Raw genomic sequence first — 17,142 nt, forward strand, 5'->3', positions numbered from 1 at the left:
GCCATGCCCGCCATCACCGTCGACGACGTCCTCGTCCTGCCCCGCCTGCCGGAACTCGACGCGATGACCGAGTTCCGCCCGGTCCGCCGGCTCACCACCGCCCCGCAGGGCTACGAGGGTGAGGGGTTCCCGGTGCGCCGGGCCTTCGCCGGCGTCCCGCTCAGCGAGCTGGACCCGTTCATCCACCTCGACCAGATGGGCGAGGTCGACTACGCCCCGGGTGAGCCGAAGGGCACCCCGTGGCACCCGCACCGCGGTTTCGAGACGGTGACCTACATGATCGACGGGATCATGGATCACCAGGACTCGCTGGGCGGCGGCGGTTCGATCACCAACAGCGACACCCAGTGGATGACCGCCGGGTCGGGGATCCTGCACATCGAGGCGCCGCCGGAGCATCTGGTGGTCAGCGGCGGCCTCTTCCACGGATTGCAGCTGTGGGTGAACCTGCCGCGCGCCGCGAAGATGATCGACCCGAAATATCAGGACATCCGGGGCGGGGCGTCCGCGTTGCTGACCACGCCGGACGGTGGCGCGCTGATCCGGGTGATCGCCGGGGAGATCGCCGGGCAGAAGGGCCCGGGCAGCACCTTCACCCCGATCAACCTGGCACACGTCACGATGCAGCCCGGTTCGCGGCTCGACCTGCCCTGGCAGACCGACTACAACGCGCTGGTCTACGCGCTGTCCGGCGAGGGCTGGGTGGGCACCGACCTGCGCCCGATCCGGCTCGGCCAGCTCGCCACGCACGGTCCGGGCGAGGCGGTCCGGGTGGAGGCGAAGACCGAGCTGGACCTGTTCATCATGGGCGGGCAGCCGATCCGGGAGCCGATCGCCCACTACGGGCCGTTCGTGATGAACACCCGTGAGGAGCTGAAGCAGGCGTTCGAGGACTTCCAGAAGGGGCGCCTGGGTGTCGTTCCGGCGGCACGCGTACCGCACACGGACTGATTAGGCTGACCGGCATGGACCGGATCGAGCGTTTCGCCGACGTCGTGGTCCGGGCTGGGGTCAACATCCAGCCCGGGCAGGGAGTCATTCTTCGTACCGACACCGCGCACCTGGAGATCGCCCGGGCGGTGGTGGCCGCCGCGTACGCCGCCGGTGCGGCCTGGGTGGAACCGCTCTGGTCGGACGGCCCGATGCGCCGGTCCGCCGTCGACCACGCCAGCCTGGAGACGCTGACCACCAATCGCGGCTGGGCGTTGCAGCGCATCCGGGAGTGGTCCGAGCAGGGCATCGCCTCGATCGCCCTGCTCGGCGACCCGAACCCGCACCTGCTCGACGGCGTCGACCCGGTGAAGGCGGCGGCGTTCCCCGCCGAGGAGAGCGCGCTGATGCGGGAGACGGTGCTGGACCGCCTGCGCTGGACCGCGGCGGGCGCGCCGAACCCCGGCTGGGCCACCCAGGTCTTCGGCGAGCCGGATGTGGAGCGGCTGTGGGAGGCGGTGGGCACCGCCATGCGCCTGGACACCGAGGATCCGGCGGCGGCCTGGCGGGCGCGGGCCGCGACGCTGGCCGAGCGGGGTGCCGCGCTGGACGCTCTGGAGCTGACCTCGATCCGGTACGCGGGAGGCGGCACCGATCTCACGGTCGGCCTGATCCCCGGCTGCCGCTGGACCGGTGGCGGGCTGATCGACGACGACGGTGTGCCGTACATGCCGAACATCCCCACCGAGGAGGTGTTCACCAGCCCGGACCGGCGGACCGCCGAGGGTGTGCTGCGGGTGACCAAGCCACTGGTGCTGAACGGTCGCCTGGTGCTCGGGCTGCGGCTGGAGTTCTCGGCGGGCCGGATCGTGGCGGTGTCGGCGGACTCCGGCGCGGACGCGGTGGAGGCCCAGCTGGAGACCGACGACGGCGCCCGCTACCTGGGCGAGGTGTCCCTGGTGGACTCGGACAGCCGGATCGCCAGGGCGGGCATCGTCTTCCACAACACGCTCTTCGACGAGAACGCCGCCTGTCACGTGGCCTGGGGCGCGAGTTTCCCGTTCTCCGTGCCGGGCGCCCGGGAGCTGCCGGTGGAGCGGCGGGAGGCGCTGGGCCTGAACACCTCGGGCGTGCACACCGACGTGGTGATCGGCGGCGAGGGCATCACGGTGACCGGCACCGGCCCGAAGGGCACCGTCGACATCATCCGCGCCGACGAGTGGGTCCTCTGACGGTCCCGGCGGTGCTGTCGGTCAGGACATCATCAGCATCGCGGTAGTGCCCAGCAGCACCAGCAGCAGGACCGCGATGAGCAGTCCGGTCTCGGCGGTGCCGGTGGCCTCGGTCACCGGTGTCGTGGTCAGGGGCTCGCTGCTCATGGTTCCACTCCTCGGCGGGGGTCGGGGGGTGCGCCGCTCCGCGTGCGGGCGGCGGTCGGGAGGCTTACGGTGAGGGCGTCGTCGACCTCGAAGGGGTTGCTGTGCCGCCGCAGGAATGGCTTCTCACCGCTGCCGAACGCGGCAACCCGGACACCTCCATACCCATATGGAACACCGGAAACACGGTCGAGCCACTCATTCACGGGCAAAATTACTTCGATCGGCTGGTGACCGAAATCGGGGCGCTGGAACCCGGTGATCACCTGTTCTTCACCGACTGGCGCGGCGACCCGGACGAGCGGGTCCACGACGGCGGGCCCACCGTCGCCGAGGTGTTCGCGGCCGCCGCCGCGCGCGGTGTCGTCCTGAAAGGGCTGCTCTGGCGCTCCCATCTGGACAAACTCGCCTACAGCGAGGAGGAGAACCGGACACTGAGCGACGAGATCGAGGCGGCCGGCGGCGAGGTGCTGCTCGACCAGCGGGTCCGCCGGGGCGGGTCGCACCACCAGAAGCTCGTGGTGCTGCGGCACCCGGGACGACCGGAACTGGACATCGCCTTCGCCGGCGGGATCGACCTGTGCCACAGCCGCCGCGACGACGCCCGGCACCACGGCGATCCGCAGGCGGTTCGGATGGCGTCCGCGTACGGGCCGAACCCGCCCTGGCACGACGTGCAGCTGGCGTTGCGTGGCCCGGTCGTCGGCACGCTCGACCGCTCGTTCCGGGAACGCTGGACCGACCGGGTGCCGCTCGACCAGGGCGGCCCGATCGCCACCGTCACCGACCGGCTGCGCCACGAGGACATGCGCCCCGACCCGCTGCCGGACCTGCCGCCCGACCCACCGGAGTGCGGCCCGCACACCGTGCAGGTGTTGCGCACCTATCCGGCGATGCGCCCGCCGTACGGCTTCGCGACGCTGGGCGAGCGCAGCGTGGCCCGCGGCTACACGAAGGCGATCAAACGGGCCCGCCGGCTCATCTACCTGGAGGACCAGTACCTGTGGTCCACCGAGGTGGCCCAGCTGTTCGCCGAGGCGATGGCCGGCAACCCGCGGCTGCACCTGGTGGCCGTGGTGCCCCGGCATCCGGACGTGGACGGCGCGTTCGCGCTGCCACCCAACCAGGTGGGCCGGGAACAGGCCATCGAGCTGTGCAGACGGGCCGCCGGCGACCGGGTGCACGTCTTCGACCTGGAGAACCACGACGGCACCCCGATCTACGTGCACGCCAAGGTCTGCGTGATCGACGACGTCTGGTGCAGCGTGGGCAGCGACAACTTCAACCGCCGCTCGTGGACCCACGACAGCGAGCTGTCCTGCGCGGTCCTCGACGACACCGCCGACGGGCGGGCCCCGGCCGATCCGGCGGGGCTCGGCGACGGCGCCCGGCGGTTCGCCCGCGACCTGCGGCTGGCGCTGATGCGCGAGCACCTGGATCGCGAGGACGGCGACGACGAGGACCTGCTGGATCCGGAGAGCGCGGTCACGGCGCTGACCCGGGCCGCCGACCGGCTGCGGGACTGGCGCGACGGCGGGCGGGTGGGGCCCCGTCCGCCGGGGCGGCTCGTGCCGCACGAGACGCGGCCGTTGCCGTGGCATCAGCGTTTGTGGGCGCTTCCGGCGTACCGAATGATCTATGACCCGGACGGACGGCCGTGGCGTGACCGCCGGGCCGGAAGCTGGTAGGTATGCCTAGGCATACCTCTGACCGGGTGTTTGAACGGCTGGGCCGGGCCGGAGGCCGCTGGCTACCGTGACCTGGTGTTCAACGCCGACCATCTCGCCACCGCCCTGCGGGACCGCCGCTACCTCCGGACGACCTGGCCGTGGCGCGCGGCCGGTTACCTGTCGATCACCGGAGTGATCGTCCTGCCGCTCGCCTTCGTCCTCTGGCTGCTGCTGATCCCGTGGCTGGTGGCCGGGCGCAACCTCGTCCACGGAACGACGCCCGAACTTGTGGTGCTCCTTCTCATGGCGCTGGGCGCCGCCCTGATCGCCACGTTCAGCCCGCTGGTGGCGCTGCCGCTGGCCGCCCTGGAACGGCAACGGCTCCGGATGATCGACGCCCGGCCGCTCGTGGCGCCGCACCGGATCAGCGCCACCAACCCGCTGACCCTGTTCGGGCACGAGTCCACCTGGCGGGCCGTCCTGTACGCCGTCGTGCTGGCCCTGTTCGCCCCGCCGGTGCTGATGCTCGCCGGGGTTCTGATCTCGCTGGAGGCGACGCTGCTGTTCAGCCCCTGGGTGGCCGAGTGGAACCTCGGCGACCTGACCATCGAGGGCGGCCCCGCGTCGATCCCGTTCACGCTGCTCGGCATCGTCCTGATCCCGGTCTGGCTCTACCTGATCGGCGGCCTGGCGGCGGTGCACGGCGCGCTGGCCCGGCGGCTGCTCGGCAGCGGCGGCGACGGCCTGCGCGACCAGCTGACCGAGGTGTCGCAGTCCCGGGCCCGGCTGGCCGACGCGTTCGACGCCGAACGGCGCCGCATCGAACGGGACCTGCACGACGGCGCCCAGCACCGGCTCACGAGCCTCACCCTGCACCTGGGCATGGCCCGGCTGGACCTGCCCGAGGACTCCCCCGCCGCCGCGCCGCTCGGCCAGGCCCACGACCAGGCCAAGGAGCTGATGGTGGTGCTGCGTGACCTGATCCACGGGATCCGCCCGCAGACCCTCGGCGACGTCGGCCTGGCGGCCGCGCTGTGGGAGCTGGCCGCGAGTTCGCCGGTGCCGGTGACGGTGGAGGCGCCCGACACCATCGGCCGGCTGCCGGAGCGGGTCGAGACGACCGCCTACTTCGTGGCCGCCGAGGCGCTCACCAACGTGGCCCGGCACGCGCACGCCACCTCGGCCCAGGTGCGCCTGACCCGCTCCGGCGACGGGGTGGTGCTGGAGATCCAGGACGACGGGCGGGGCGGCGCCGACCCGGCCGCCGGAAGCGGGCTCACCGGTCTGGCCGACCGGGTGGCGGCGGCGGACGGACGGCTCCTGCTGGCCAGCCCGGCCGGCGGGCCCACGCTGCTGCGGGTCGAGCTGTGACCCGGGTGGTCCTCGCCGAGGACGGCGTGCTGCTGCGCGAGGGCCTGGTCGGGGTGCTGGTCCGGTTCGGGTTCGAGGTGGTGGCCGCGGTCGGGGACGCCGACGAGCTGATCGCCGCGGTGGAGAAGCACGACCCGGGGCTGGTGATCACCGATATCAAGATGCCGCCGACCTTCTCCGACGAGGGGCTGCGGGCGGCCGTCCGGCTGCGGCAGGACCGCCCCGGGCTGCCCGTCGTGGTGCTCAGCCAGTACGTGCAGCAGGAGTTCGCGGCCGACCTGATCGGCACCGGCGACGGCGTCGGCTACCTGCTCAAGGACCGGGTCGCCGACATCGCCGACTTCGTGGCGTCGCTGCGCACCGTGGTGGACGGCGGCACGGTCGTCGACCCGGACGTGGTCCGCCGGCTGCTGAGCCGCCAGCGGGATCCGCTCGCCGGGCTGTCCGGCCGGGAGCGGGAGGTGCTCGCCCTGATCGCCGAGGGCCGGTCCAACTCGGCGATCGCGTCGGCCCTGTTCATCAGTGATCCCGCGGTCGGCAAGCACGTCGGCAACATCCTCGCCAAGCTGGGCCTGCCGCCGACCGACGACACCAACCGGCGGGTCCTGGCGGTGCTCACCTATCTGCGCGCCCGGTGAGCCGGTTCCGCAGCGTCCACCGGTACGGCGTCCAGAGCGGGCCGGACCGCGCCAGCTCCACGTCCCAGGCGCTCATCGGTGGCCGGCCGAGAGCGTCCCACCGTTCGGCGAGCGCCACCCCGATCGCCGCGTAGCGGTCCCGTTCGGCGCCGGACGCGAGGACCGACCCGTCGGTCAGCACCACCGCGCCGGACTCGCCGGTGTCGTCGAGCACCGCGAGGCAACTCTGCTGCCGGTCCGGCAGCGCCGCCTGGGTGACCCGGTGATGCCAGGCGCCCGCCGCGTACCAGAGATCCCGGTAGGCGAGCGTCGCCAGCGCCGGGCGCCAGCACGCCGGGCGCGCCTCGGTCAGGCCCGCCATCCCGGGCACCGGCTCCGGATGGCTGTGCCGGTGCCGGGCGGTCAGCGGACCGGCGGCGCTCATGAACCCGGCCGGGCACACCACGGCGGCCGCGCAGTCGGTACGGACGTCCAGGACCGGGTGGGTGCCGCTGTGCTCGACCGGGACGATGATCCGGCCGCCCGGTTCGAGCCGGTCCAGCCAGTGCGGCGAGACACCGGCCACGCCCACGGTCACGATGATCGCGTCGTACCGCTCCGGGTCTGAGCCGACCGCGACCGTGTAACCGTCGGCGGTCTCCACCCGGACCCCGGAGGCGCCGGCGCGGGCCAGCGCGGAACGCGCCCGGTCGGCCACGTCGGGCTGCACGTCGACCGTGGTGACCGTCGCTCCCATGGCGGCCAGCAGCGCCGCGTTGTAGCCGGTGCCCGCGCCGATCTCCAGGATCCGCATGCCGGGCCGCGGGTCGAGCGCCTCGATCATGATGGCCATCAGCGACGGCTGGCTGGAGGAGCTCACCGGGCGGCCGTCGCTCAGCTTGGTGACCAGCACATCGTTGCTGTAGACGGTGGCCAGGAACTCCGGGTCGGCGGGCAGGACCCGGCGGCCGTCGCGGCTCAGGAAACCGTCCGGCACGAAGATCTCCCGGGGCACCGCGCCGAACGCCTGGGCCAGGGCGGGCGAGAGCTCGGCGCCGTCTCCGCGGATCAGGTCGAGGTAGTGCCGGCGGGCGTCCTCCATGCATGACACCGTATAGCCGTCAATGCCCCGCGCACTCCACCGCGGCGCGGAGCCGGTCGGGGACGTCCGCGTCGTGGTAAGGGTGTTCGGACGGTTCGATCCGGGCCAGGAAGTTCGCGTAGACGGCCGCCGCCCGCAGCTCCTGGACCGGGCGTAGCAGGTCGAGGGCCCGAAGGGCGTCGCAGCCGGGCCACAGCGCCGCCCAGTGCTCCGGGTCGACCTCCAGCCGCAGCGCGTCCAGGGCCGGGTTGCCGATCGAGGAGTCGCCCCAGTCCACGATGGTCAGACCCTCCTCCCCGGTCCGGACATTGCCCGGATGGAGGTCACCGTGCACCAGGGTGTCCGGGAGACCGCACTTCTCCACCTGCTCCAGTCGCCGGGGAAGATCATCGATCAACTTCCCCAACCCAGACAATTCCGAAATGTACGGTGTAGCGACGCTTACCAGAGCATCCAGCCCTATTGTGGGAATGCCGTTCGCGCGGAGCTCATCCACCCGGCCCGCGAAGTGCCGCTGCACCGGGTGGAACACGGTCGCGATCTCCGCCCGCAGGTCCGGCCCGCCGTCGTACCGGTCCTCCCCCGGCACGTGGGCCAGCAGCATCCGGCCCTCGTCACCGGCGGCCAGCAGGTAGGGCACCAGACCGGGCTCCACCGCGTCCACCATCCGCAGCACGGCCGGCTCGTGCCCGAAGAACGACGGCACCTGCTTGAGCCAGGCCACCGGGGTCCCGTCCGGCCCGTCGAACCGCCAGATCGCCGACAGGTTCCAGGTCCGCTGCTGCCGGGCCACCGCGCCGTGCAGGCCGATCCGGTCCAGCGCGCCGGCCGCCCAGGCCAGCGACCGGTCCGGGCCACCGAACTCGGCGTACGGCGCCCGGTTCGGATGCGGCGACAGGTCGACCTCGACCGGGAGCAGGCCGTCCGGCGTCTCATCGGTGACGGCCAGGTAGGTGACGTGCCCGCCGGGCGGGACCGGCCGGTCCCCGTGCAGCAACCGCAGCACGGTCACGTCGATCCCGGCGCCGGCCACCACGTCGGCGACCTCCTGCCACCACGGTGTGCCGACCGGGAACGACGGCAGGGCGCCGAGCACCCGGCCCGCCCGGTCGGCGAGCACCAGAGTCACCTGCCGGGTCATGCCGCCGCCTCCGCTTCGCTCCGGCGTCGGCACGACGTCGGCGCTGAGCCTGATGATTCGCTCGCAAGCTCGCTCATCGACCGAGCCGCTTCCGCAGGAATTTGCGGTCCGCCCGCCCGAGCAGCCGCAGCCGGGCCATGCCGCCGTCCGGGAAGACGTCCAGCCGCACGTGCGTCACCTCCGGCGCCTTGGCGAGCCGGAACCGGTGCGGCGTGTCCGGGCGCAGCGCCGTCCGCGGCAACAGCTCGAAGGTCCGCTCGTCGGCGTCGATGCCGGTCAGTGCCGCCCAGCCGGGTGCGTTGCCCTTGAAGTGGCTGGTGTCCAGATCCGCGAAGCGCAGCACGGCCGGGGCGGCCAGCCGCACGAGCACCCAGTCGTTCGCGTCGTCCCGCCGGCGGGACGTCTCCCAGCCGTCGCCCATGTCGCGGGCCAGACCGGGCATCAGCATCCGCTGCGGATGACCGTAGAACATGTTGCTGCAATCCACGACGGTCGCGCCGTACTCGGCGGCGGCCACGTCGAACACCTTCGGCAACAGCTCCGGATCGGGCACCACCTCGCCGTGCACGCGCAGCCGGGCCACCCCGCCGTCCGGGAAGATGGTGAGCCGCACGTGGGTGAAACGGCGCCGGTCCGCCACCGGGTACAGGTTGCTGCTGTCGCCCTTGAGCGGCGACTTCGGCAGGATCTCCACCCAGTCGGCGGCCGCCAGCTCGTCCGGGCCGGGATGGCCGGGCAGCTCCACAGCCTCCACCGAGGCGAACGGAGGGTAGTTGCCGGTGAAATACGCGGTGTCGATGTCGACGCCGTGGACGATGCCGGGCGCGCCGAGCCGGACCACCGCGAAGTCGTGCCCCGGCACACGGCGGCGGCGGGTCTCCCAGCCGTCGTACACCTGCCCCTTGTGGTCGAACGTCTTCGGCGCGTGCCCCGGCGGATCCGGCAGGACCAGGTGGTCGGCGGCGGCGAAGAACTCGTCGCTGGAGTGCACGACACCGCCACCGAACGCCCGCGACGCCAGATCGGGCAGCGCACTGAACTCCATCAGTTCTCCTCGTCGATGCTCAGGAACTTCCCGCCGGCCCGGTCGCCGGTCACTGTGCGTCCGCGCAGCCAGGTCGTGCGCACTACACCCCGCAACCTTTTTCCGGCGTACGGGGTGACCGGATTCTTGTGATGCAGCGCGTGCGCGTCGACGACGAACTCGGTGTCCGGCTCGAAGGCGACGAGATCCGCGTCGGCGCCGGGAGTGATCCGTCCCTTGTTCCGCAATCCCACCAGATCGGCGGGGCGGCGCGCCATCCACTTCACCACGTCCGCGAGGGTGTGCCCCCGATCCCGGGCCGCGGTCCAGATCACCGGAAGCCCCAGCTGCACCGAGGCGATCCCGCCCCAGGCCGCCGCGAAGTCGCCGGTGTCCTGCCGCTTCAGGTCCGGGGTGCACGGGGAATGATCGCTGACCACGCAGGTGATCAGGCCGTCGGCCAGCGCCTCCCACAGCCGGTCGGCGTTCGCCGTGTCCCGGATCGGCGGGCAGCACTTGAACTCGGTGGCGCCGTCCGGGATGCCGGCCGCGTCCAGCGTCAGATAGTGCGGGCAGGTCTCCGCCGTCACCCGTACCCCCTCCGCTCTGGCCTGGGCGATCAACGGCAGTGCGGTGGCCGCGGAGAGATGCAGGATGTGCACGCGGCGGCCCGCCGCGCGGGCCACCGCGATGGCCGTGGCCACCGCGGCGTGCTCGGCGCCCTCCGGGCGGGAGGCCAGAAAGTCGGCGTACGCGGGTGAGCTCGCCGCGTCGCGCAGATGATCCGGATCCTCGGCGTGGACGACGAACAGGGCGTCCACCGCGTTCATGGCGGTGGCCAGCTGGTCCGCGTCGACCGGCGGGAACTCGGGCACCCCGGAATCGGCCAGGAACGCCTTGAAACCGAAGACACCGGCCGCGTGCAGGCCGGGAAGATCCGCCGCGTTGCCCGGGATCGCGCCACCCCAGAAGCCGACGTCGACGTGGCACTGCCCGGTCGCGGCCACCTGCTTGATCTTCAGCGCCTCGCCGGTCACGGTCGGCGGCAGGCTGTTCAGCGGCATGTCGACGATCGTGGTGACACCGCCGGCCGCGGCCGCCCGGGTCGCCGTGGCGAAACCCTCCCACTCGGTCCGGCCCGGCTCGTTGACGTGCACGTGCGTGTCCACCAGGCCGGGCAGCAGGGCGGTGTCGCCGAGATCCACGTCCTCGGCCGCCCCGGCGTCGGCGTCGTAGGGCAGAACCGCCGTGATCCGCCCCTCCGCGACCAGGACCGCCGCCGCCCGCTCGCCCTCGGGTGTGACCACGCGCCGGGACCGGACCACCAGATCAACCATGATCGGACTCTATCGGCGCTTTGTTTCGGCCCGCGCCCATCCCGGCCGGTCAGTCATTTCGTTACCGGCGGTAGCGGAGTACCCTCCCGGTCCATGGTGCGACGGTGGAGCCTGGCACTCCTGACAGCCCTCTGCGGCGTGCTCATCGCCGCGGTGAAGATCGGTGACGGCGCGCCCGGATCGGCGGGCCTGCTACTCGCCGTGTTCCTCGCGTTCGCCTTCGTGCTGTCGCCGCTCGCCTTCCCGCGCACGTCAGGCGGGGCCGGGGACGATCGGCCGGTCGTCTACTGGCGGCCCGGCTGCCCCTACTGCCTGCGACTGCGGGCCCGGCTCGGCCCCGAGGCGGCCCGGCTGCGCTGGGTCGACATCTGGCAGGACCCCGACGCGGCGGCCGCGGTCCGGGAAATCACCGGCGGTGACGAAACCGTACCCACCGTGGTCATCGGTGGCCGGGGACATGTCAACCCCGACCCGTCCTGGCTGCGGGACCAGATCGCGCCCGCGACCCCTCAAGCGCCAACTACCCGCCCATAAATGGGCAGGCTTGTGGAACTCTTCCCCGCTGGCTACGAGGTCAGGCCACGTACGGGCGATTGGCTGCGCCCCAGCCCGGACGAATCCGGGCCGCAATGGCCGCGACATCAACAGTCCGCGATAGCCGTTCCCCGCTTGCGCGGGTGCGTGGGGACCTCCGCCGTGCCGCGAAGAAATTAGCACACCAGTTCACTTGCGCACGGGTGGACGACGCCGGATTCACCCTGGCGGCGAACCGGCTCTTCTTTCCCTGCTCCGCAGGCGATCCGTTTCATCCCGGCCTGTAAACGGCCGAGGCTCTACAAAGGATTCCGCTGAACCAGGTCCGCACCGGTCCAGCTCAGGAAACGGTCGTAGAACTCGGCCGGTGAACGGGGCGGCAGGTCGGTCATCGCCCGGTCCAGGTGCGCCCACATGTACATGGCGAGCATGACCCGGTCGGCACCGTCCATGAGCGACACCCGTGCGGGCGGGCACGGCCACGGCTGCCCGCAGGCGCGGCAACTCCAGGACGGTCGCTCACAGACGTGGTCCGGTGGCTCCGTCCCGGTGACACGGACGGTCCTCGTCAGGCGGTCGTGCACGGTGTCCTCCCCGCATTCGGCATGGTGCCGCCATGTAGTACTCGCGCCGGCGCCGAAGAGTTCGAACCCCACCGGATTCCGCCGTGCCACTGTGGTCCGACCCGACAGCGGGGCACCTTCGGCGTCCTTCGGCGTCCTTCGGCGGCCTTCGCGGTCGGCGGCCTCGGCGGCCTTCGCGGTCGGCGGCCTTCGGCTTCGTTCGCGGTCGGCGTCGTCTCGGTCAGGTGAGCGCGGTGAGCTCGGCGCGGGGGAAGCCGGCGTCGTCGAGAGCGCCGCAGTCCAGGCCGCGCAGCAGGTAGCCGGCCAGCGCACGGGCGGTGGCCGGTTCGTCGGCGATGCCGCTGTCCTGCCGGTCCAGGTAGCGGCGCAGCCTGGTCACGGCCGCGTCCCGGCCGTCGCGGAAGAACTCGTAGGTGGCCGCGTACCGCGTCGGCAACTGGGCGGGATGCAGGTCCCAGCCCTGGTAATAGCCCCGCTCCAGGGAACGGCGGACCAGACGGCGATGCAACTCCCAGGCCTCGCGCACCTGGGCCGTACCGCCGACCGGGAGGATGTTGGTGGAGCCGTCGGAGAGACGCACCCCGGTCTGCGCGGCGGCCGCCTGCATGACCGCCTTGGCGTAGTCGGCGACCGGATGCTCCATCGACTGGTAGGCGGCGGCCACCCCGGCGGCAGCGCTGTAGTCGTAGGTGCCGTAGTGCAGCCCGGTGCACCGGCCGCCGGCCGCCGTGATCAGCCGGGCGACGGTGGCGGTCCCGTCCGCGGCGAGCACCGCCGACGGCAGTTCCACCTGGATCTCGAAGGTGACGGCGCCGGTGCTCAGCCCGTACGCCTTCTCCAGCTTCTCGCAGAGGGTGACCATGGCGGTGACCTGGTCCGGACCGCTGACCTTGGGCAGCGTGACGGTGAAAAGATCCTGATAGGTGTCGAGGAAGAGATCCAGCGTGCGCAGCGAGCGGCGCCGGGTGGCCGCCTCCAGCGACTTGATCCGGATGCCGAGGAACGGTGGCCGCGGCCCGTCGGCGAGGATCGCGGCGGCCCGGCGGACGGCCGCGTCCTCCTGATCGTCGTCGCGGACCCCGTAGCCGTCCTCGAAATCGACGCGCAGGTCCTCGATCGGCTCGCGGGCGAGCTTGGCCCGGACCGCGGGATCGGGCCAGGGGAAGTCGTGTTCGTCCATCGCCCGCAGCGCGATGGCGCCCCAGTCACGGAAGTCGTCGAGGCGGTCGGCGGGCACGTACACGGTGTGGACGGGCTGCCGCCCGGCCCGCTCGCCCGGATAGCGGGCCCGGAGGAACGCGTCGTGCCCGGCGAGACCCGCGTCGATCTCGTCGTAGTCCTGTCCACTCAGGCGCATCCAGGGCCTCCCCGGTCGATCTCGGCTCCGATTCCGCGTGCTGGTCGTTCCGCCCCGTTACGGCCACCCCGGAGTGACGCCGCCACACAGCAGCGCCCCTCCGGGGCTACCCACGAGCGCTGATCGCGCCCGCCTTACCCCGCCCACACGCGGCGCCCGCCTTGCCCCGCCCACACGCGGCGCCCGCTTTCCACCGCCCGCGGGCGGTGGCCGTCGCTTCGGCGGCGGCGCGTCAGTCGATGGAGTCGTAGGCGGCGCTGGTGAGGAAGTCGGCGAAGTCGTCGGCGAGGGCGACCAGCTCGAACAGCTTGCGGGCGTCGTCGTAGCGCCCGGCCGCCCAGGCCTCGTCACCGACCGTCTCGCGGATCTTCGCGAGCTCCTCGTCCTCGATCCGCCCGACCAGCTCCGCGGTGATCGGCGTACCGTCCTCGAGCTTCACCCCGTTGTGGATCCACTGCCAGACCTGCGAGCGGGAGATCTCCGCGGTGGCGGCGTCCTCCATCAGGTTGTGGATCGCGACGGCGCCGTTCCCGCGCAGCCACGCCTCCAGGTACTGCAGGGCAACGTTGACGTTGTTGTGCAGCCCCGCCCGGGTGACCGCCCCGCCGGTGCCGGCCACGTGCAGCAGGTCCGCGGCATCGACCGCGACGTCGGGCCGCTTCTTGGCGAGCTGGTTGGGCTTGTCGCCGAGCACCCGGTCGAAGATCTCCTTGCAGACCGGGACCAGGTCGGGGTGGGCCACCCACGAGCCGTCGAACCCGTCGCCGGCCTCGCGCTCCTTGTCCTCCCGCACCTTGGCCAGGGCGACCTCGTTGACCTGCGGGTCACGGCGGCTCGGGATGAAGGCGGCCATGCCACCCATGGCGAACGCCCCCCGCTTGTGGCAGGTGGAGACGAGCAGTTCGGTGTACGCCCGCATGAACGGCGCGGTCATCGTCACCGCCGCACGGTCCGGCAGGATCATGTTCGGGTTGTCGCGGAAGTACTTGATGATGCTGAACAGGTAGTCCCAGCGACCGGCGTTGAGCCCGGAAAGGTGCGGCCGGAGGCTGTAGAGAATCTCCTCCATCTCGAACGCGGCCGGGATGGTCTCGATCAGCACGGTCGCGCGGATCGTGCCGACCGGGATGCCGAGGGCCTCCTGCGCGTAGGTGAAGACGTCGTTCCAGAGCGCCGCCTCCTTGTGGGACTCCATCTTGGGCAGGTAGAAATACGGCCCGCTGCCGCGCTCCAGCAGCTCCTTGGCGTTGTGGAAGAAGTAGAGCCCGAAGTCGACCAGCGCGCCGACCGCCGGCTCACCGTCGACCGGGAGGTGCCGCTCGTCGAGGTGCCAGCCGCGGGGGCGCATCACGATCGTCGGGTACGGGCCACCGTTCAGCTCGTACGTCTTCTTCTCGGTCTCGAGCGTGATCGTGCGCCGGATGGCGTCGTAGAGGTTCTGCTGGCCGTCGACGACGTTCGACCAGTGTGGGGTGTTCGCGTCCTCCAGGTCCGCCAACCACACCTTGGCCCCTGAATTGAGCGCGTTGATCGTCATCTTCCGCTCGGTGGGCCCGGTGATCTCGACCCGCCGGTCCTGGAGATCGGCCGGCGCGGGCGGCGCAGTCCATTCAGCAGCGCGGATGTCCGCGGTCTCGGCAAGGAAGCCCAGCGTGGCCCCGGCCGCGATCTCCGCTCGGCGCGCGGCACGCGCCTGGAGGAGCTCGTTACGGCGAGGCCGGAAGCGCCGGTTCAGGTCGGCGACAAACGCCACGGCCTCGTCGGACAGGATCTCGGTCATCGTTGACGATTCCTCTCAGTGTGGTTACTCCCCCGTACCGTAATCGAGCATTATTCATGGTCCTTCCCACCGGTCTACCACCCCCCGGCCGCTGTGGCTTACTTCTCTATCCGGCGTCCATGAGCCGCCGATGCGCCCGCCGGGCACGCTCGGTGAGAGTGTCGGCGTCGGCGTTGACCAGCTCGCCGCGCTCGACCACCGGACGGCCGCCGACCAGCGCCAGGTCGACCCGCGCCGGTGGGCCGAAGACCAGCGCCGCGACCTTGTCGTCGATGCCGTCGTGCCCCAGCCCGTCGAGCCGCCACATCACCAGATCGGCCAGCTTGCCGACCTCCAGCGAACCGAGATCGTCCGCCCGGCCGAGGCACCGGGCGCCGCCGATGGTGCCGAGCCGCAGCGCCTCCCGCGCGTCCATCGCCTTCGGGCCGCCGCGCGACCGGGCCGTGTAGAGCGCCTGCCGCAACTCGGCGCCCAGATGCGAGACCTCCTGCGAGGCGGACCCGTCGACGCCCAGGCCCACCGGGACGCCGTGGTCGAGCAGCTCGCGAACCCGGGCCATGCCGGCGCCGAGCCGTGCGTTCGAACTCGGGCAGTGCGCCACGCCGGTGCCGGTGGCGCCCAGCTTGGCGATCGCCGAGTCGTCCAGGTGCACGCCGTGCGCCAGCCAGACGTCGTCACCGAGCCAGCCGACGCGTTCCGCGTACTCCACCGGGGTGCAGCCGAACTGCTTCCGGCAGAACTCCTCCTCGTCGTCGGTCTCGGCCAGGTGGGTGTGCAGGCGCACCCCCTTGCGCCGGGCCAGCGTCGCGGCCTCCTCCATGAGCCGGGTCGTCACCGAGAACGGCGAGCAGGGGGCCACCGCGATCCGCAGCATCGAGTCCGGCGACGGGTCGTGCCAGCGGTCGACGGCCGCCTCGGTGGCGGCGAGCGCCTCGTCGGTGTCCTCGACGACGTGGTCGGGTGGGAGGCCGCCGTCCTTGCGGCTCAGGTCCATCGAGCCGCGGGTCGGATGGAACCGCACGCCGATCAGCCGCGCCGCCTCGATCTCCGCGGCCAGCACATCGCCGCCGTCGCGGGGGAAGACGTAGTGATGGTCCATGCTCGTGGTGCAGCCGGACAACGCCAGCCAGCCGAGACCCGCCCCGGCCGCCGCACCGACAACCTCGGCGTCCAGCCGGCCCCAGATCGGGTAGAGCGTGGTCAGCCAGCCGAACAGCGTCTCGTCCAGCGCCAGGCCGCGGGTCGCCCACTGGTACAGATGGTGATGTGTGTTCACCAGACCGGGCGTGACCAGGCAACCGGAACCGTCGACACGGCGGGTGCCCTCGGGCACGGCGGTCGCCCGGCCCGCTCCGACGGCCGCGATCCGCCTGTCGTCGCCGACCAGTACGTAACCGGTGGTGTGCTCCCGCCCGGCCGGGTCGACGGTGGCGACCGCCGCGTTCTCGATGAGGATCACAGCCACCATCCCGCGGTCGCCGGCGGCGCGTCGTCGCGGGTCACGCTGCCCTCGATCAACCCGTACGGCCGGTCGCCGGCGATGAACACCTCGTTCGGGTTGTCCAGCCCGAACGGCGACAGGTCGGCGAGGTAGTGATGCTTGTTCGGCAGCGCCAGTCGCACCTCCGCCACCTCGGGCCGATCCTCCAGGAGCCGGCTGCCCATCGCATACAGCGTCTGTTGCAGCGAATAGCTGTAGGTACCGACGAAAGCACCGACCAGGGCGTCCAGCGCGCCCTCGAAGGATTTCGCCCAGTCGGCGCCGTCGTCGCGGTGCCGCCAGCGGGCGTCCACCGCGGTCGCCAGGATCCGGTCGGTGGCCGGCGGCAGGGTGGTGAACTCGTCCTGTACGAAACCGTGGAACTCGGAATCCGTCGAGTTCAGCAGCACCAGGCCGGCGACGCCGGAAACCACCTGGGTGGCCTCCTCGGTCACGGTGACCACGGTGGTACGGGTGTGGTCACCCCGCCGCCGGAACGAGTGCGGGCCGAGCCGCTCCCACCCGAACGACTCGATCGACACCTTCGCCCCGTGCACCTGCGGCTGGGTGGCGACGAAGTGCCGCGCCAGGAGCAGGGCGAACGCCTCGGGCTCGCCGACCCCGTGCTTCCGGGCGAACGCGTACACCGTGTTCTTCATCGTGTCGGTCGGCAGGACACCGGAGTTGTCCCCGGTCAGGTGGGTGGCGGTCAGGTCGCCGGAGAGCGCCACGCTGACGTTGAGGTCGACCAGGCCGTGTGTCTCCCCGTCGCGGTGCACCCGGACGAGACGGGTCTCCGCCTTGCCGTAACGGTTCGGTCCGAGAACGATCGCCAACGG

At 72.0% G+C, this 17,142-nt stretch carries 16 protein-coding genes; 6 read left to right on the plus strand and 10 right to left on the minus strand.

All coding sequences use genetic code 11. The features are described from left to right. Positions 1 to 3 precede the first annotated feature (3 nt). Positions 4 to 951, plus strand: coding sequence for a pirin family protein (locus tag BJ964_RS01190; RefSeq protein WP_188118919.1), 948 nt, complete (start codon positions 4 to 6; stop codon positions 949 to 951). A 14-nt stretch (positions 952 to 965) separates the two neighbouring features. After that, positions 966 to 2,162, plus strand: coding sequence for an aminopeptidase (locus tag BJ964_RS01195; protein WP_188118920.1), 1,197 nt, complete (start codon positions 966 to 968; stop codon positions 2,160 to 2,162). A 21-nt stretch (positions 2,163 to 2,183) separates the two neighbouring features. Here the strand turns inward: BJ964_RS01195 and BJ964_RS47660 are convergent, their stop codons facing one another. Continuing rightward, positions 2,184 to 2,309 (minus strand): hypothetical protein, encoded by a 126-nt coding sequence (locus tag BJ964_RS47660; protein ID WP_262479307.1) that lies wholly within the window; start codon positions 2,307 to 2,309, stop codon positions 2,184 to 2,186. Positions 2,310 to 2,410: 101 nt separating this feature from the next. Here BJ964_RS47660 and BJ964_RS01200 point away from each other — a divergent pair, with 101 nt between their 5' ends. The 3 genes from BJ964_RS01200 to BJ964_RS01210 all read left to right on the plus strand — a co-directional run bounded on the left by BJ964_RS01200 (position 2,411) and on the right by BJ964_RS01210 (position 5,985). Beyond that, positions 2,411 to 3,994 carry a phospholipase D family protein gene (locus BJ964_RS01200; RefSeq protein WP_188118921.1) on the plus strand — a complete coding sequence of 528 codons (1,584 nt, stop codon included), beginning with the start codon at positions 2,411 to 2,413 and terminating at the stop codon, positions 3,992 to 3,994. A gap of 75 nt (positions 3,995 to 4,069) precedes the next feature. Continuing rightward, positions 4,070 to 5,347, plus strand: coding sequence for a sensor histidine kinase (locus tag BJ964_RS01205; RefSeq protein ID WP_229807175.1), 1,278 nt, complete (start codon positions 4,070 to 4,072; stop codon positions 5,345 to 5,347). After that, a complete protein-coding gene (locus BJ964_RS01210) occupies positions 5,344 to 5,985 on the plus strand; it encodes a response regulator transcription factor (protein WP_188118922.1) in 642 nt (213 codons plus the stop codon). Before BJ964_RS01205 ends, BJ964_RS01210 begins: the two co-directional genes overlap by 4 nt. On the opposite strand, the gene BJ964_RS01215 is transcribed toward BJ964_RS01210, so the two are convergent. From BJ964_RS01215 to allB, 4 genes are all read right to left on the minus strand, one after another. Then, positions 5,963 to 7,066 carry a protein-L-isoaspartate O-methyltransferase family protein gene (locus tag BJ964_RS01215; protein ID WP_188118923.1) on the minus strand — a complete coding sequence of 368 codons (1,104 nt, stop codon included), beginning with the start codon at positions 7,064 to 7,066 and terminating at the stop codon, positions 5,963 to 5,965. The two genes, BJ964_RS01210 and BJ964_RS01215, sit on opposite strands and share 23 nt — an antisense overlap. Before the next feature lie 19 nt (positions 7,067 to 7,085). Next, entirely contained in the window at positions 7,086 to 8,207 is a 1,122-nt protein-coding gene (locus tag BJ964_RS01220; protein WP_188118924.1) for a phosphotransferase, read from the minus strand. 73 nt (positions 8,208 to 8,280) lie between these two features. Continuing rightward, complete coding sequence (gene alc / locus BJ964_RS01225; RefSeq protein ID WP_188118925.1) at positions 8,281 to 9,252, minus strand: allantoicase; 972 nt, start codon at positions 9,250 to 9,252, stop codon at positions 8,281 to 8,283. Then, the gene (gene allB, locus BJ964_RS01230; protein ID WP_188118926.1) at positions 9,252 to 10,568 is read right to left on the minus strand and encodes an allantoinase AllB; all 1,317 of its coding nucleotides are present in this window, start codon (positions 10,566 to 10,568) and stop codon (positions 9,252 to 9,254) included. Before allB ends, alc begins: the two co-directional genes overlap by 1 nt. Positions 10,569 to 10,661: 93 nt before the next feature. On the opposite strand from allB, the gene BJ964_RS01235 reads away from it, so the two are divergent. Next, positions 10,662 to 11,102 (plus strand): glutaredoxin family protein, encoded by a 441-nt coding sequence (locus tag BJ964_RS01235; protein WP_188118927.1) that lies wholly within the window; start codon positions 10,662 to 10,664, stop codon positions 11,100 to 11,102. Positions 11,103 to 11,401: 299 nt separating this feature from the next. On the opposite strand, the gene BJ964_RS47665 is transcribed toward BJ964_RS01235, so the two are convergent. The 5 genes from BJ964_RS47665 to pucL form a co-directional block, all read right to left on the minus strand. Next, positions 11,402 to 11,554: a hypothetical protein gene (locus BJ964_RS47665; RefSeq protein WP_229807176.1), complete on the minus strand. Its 153-nt coding sequence runs from the start codon at positions 11,552 to 11,554 to the stop codon at positions 11,402 to 11,404. A gap of 352 nt (positions 11,555 to 11,906) precedes the next feature. After that, entirely contained in the window at positions 11,907 to 13,043 is a 1,137-nt protein-coding gene (locus BJ964_RS01245; RefSeq protein WP_188118928.1) for a DUF6986 family protein, read from the minus strand. A gap of 232 nt (positions 13,044 to 13,275) precedes the next feature. Beyond that, complete coding sequence (gene aceB / locus BJ964_RS01250; protein WP_188118929.1) at positions 13,276 to 14,823, minus strand: malate synthase A; 1,548 nt, start codon at positions 14,821 to 14,823, stop codon at positions 13,276 to 13,278. A 106-nt stretch (positions 14,824 to 14,929) separates the two neighbouring features. Next, positions 14,930 to 16,282 carry an 8-oxoguanine deaminase gene (locus BJ964_RS01255; protein WP_188118930.1) on the minus strand — a complete coding sequence of 451 codons (1,353 nt, stop codon included), beginning with the start codon at positions 16,280 to 16,282 and terminating at the stop codon, positions 14,930 to 14,932. Then, complete coding sequence (pucL, locus tag BJ964_RS01260) at positions 16,279 to 17,139, minus strand: factor-independent urate hydroxylase (protein ID WP_188118931.1); 861 nt, start codon at positions 17,137 to 17,139, stop codon at positions 16,279 to 16,281. Before pucL ends, BJ964_RS01255 begins: the two co-directional genes overlap by 4 nt. Positions 17,140 to 17,142 lie beyond the last annotated feature (3 nt).

The sequence above is a fragment of the Actinoplanes lobatus genome (genome assembly GCF_014205215.1).
GTDB lineage: Bacteria > Actinomycetota > Actinomycetes > Mycobacteriales > Micromonosporaceae > Actinoplanes > Actinoplanes lobatus.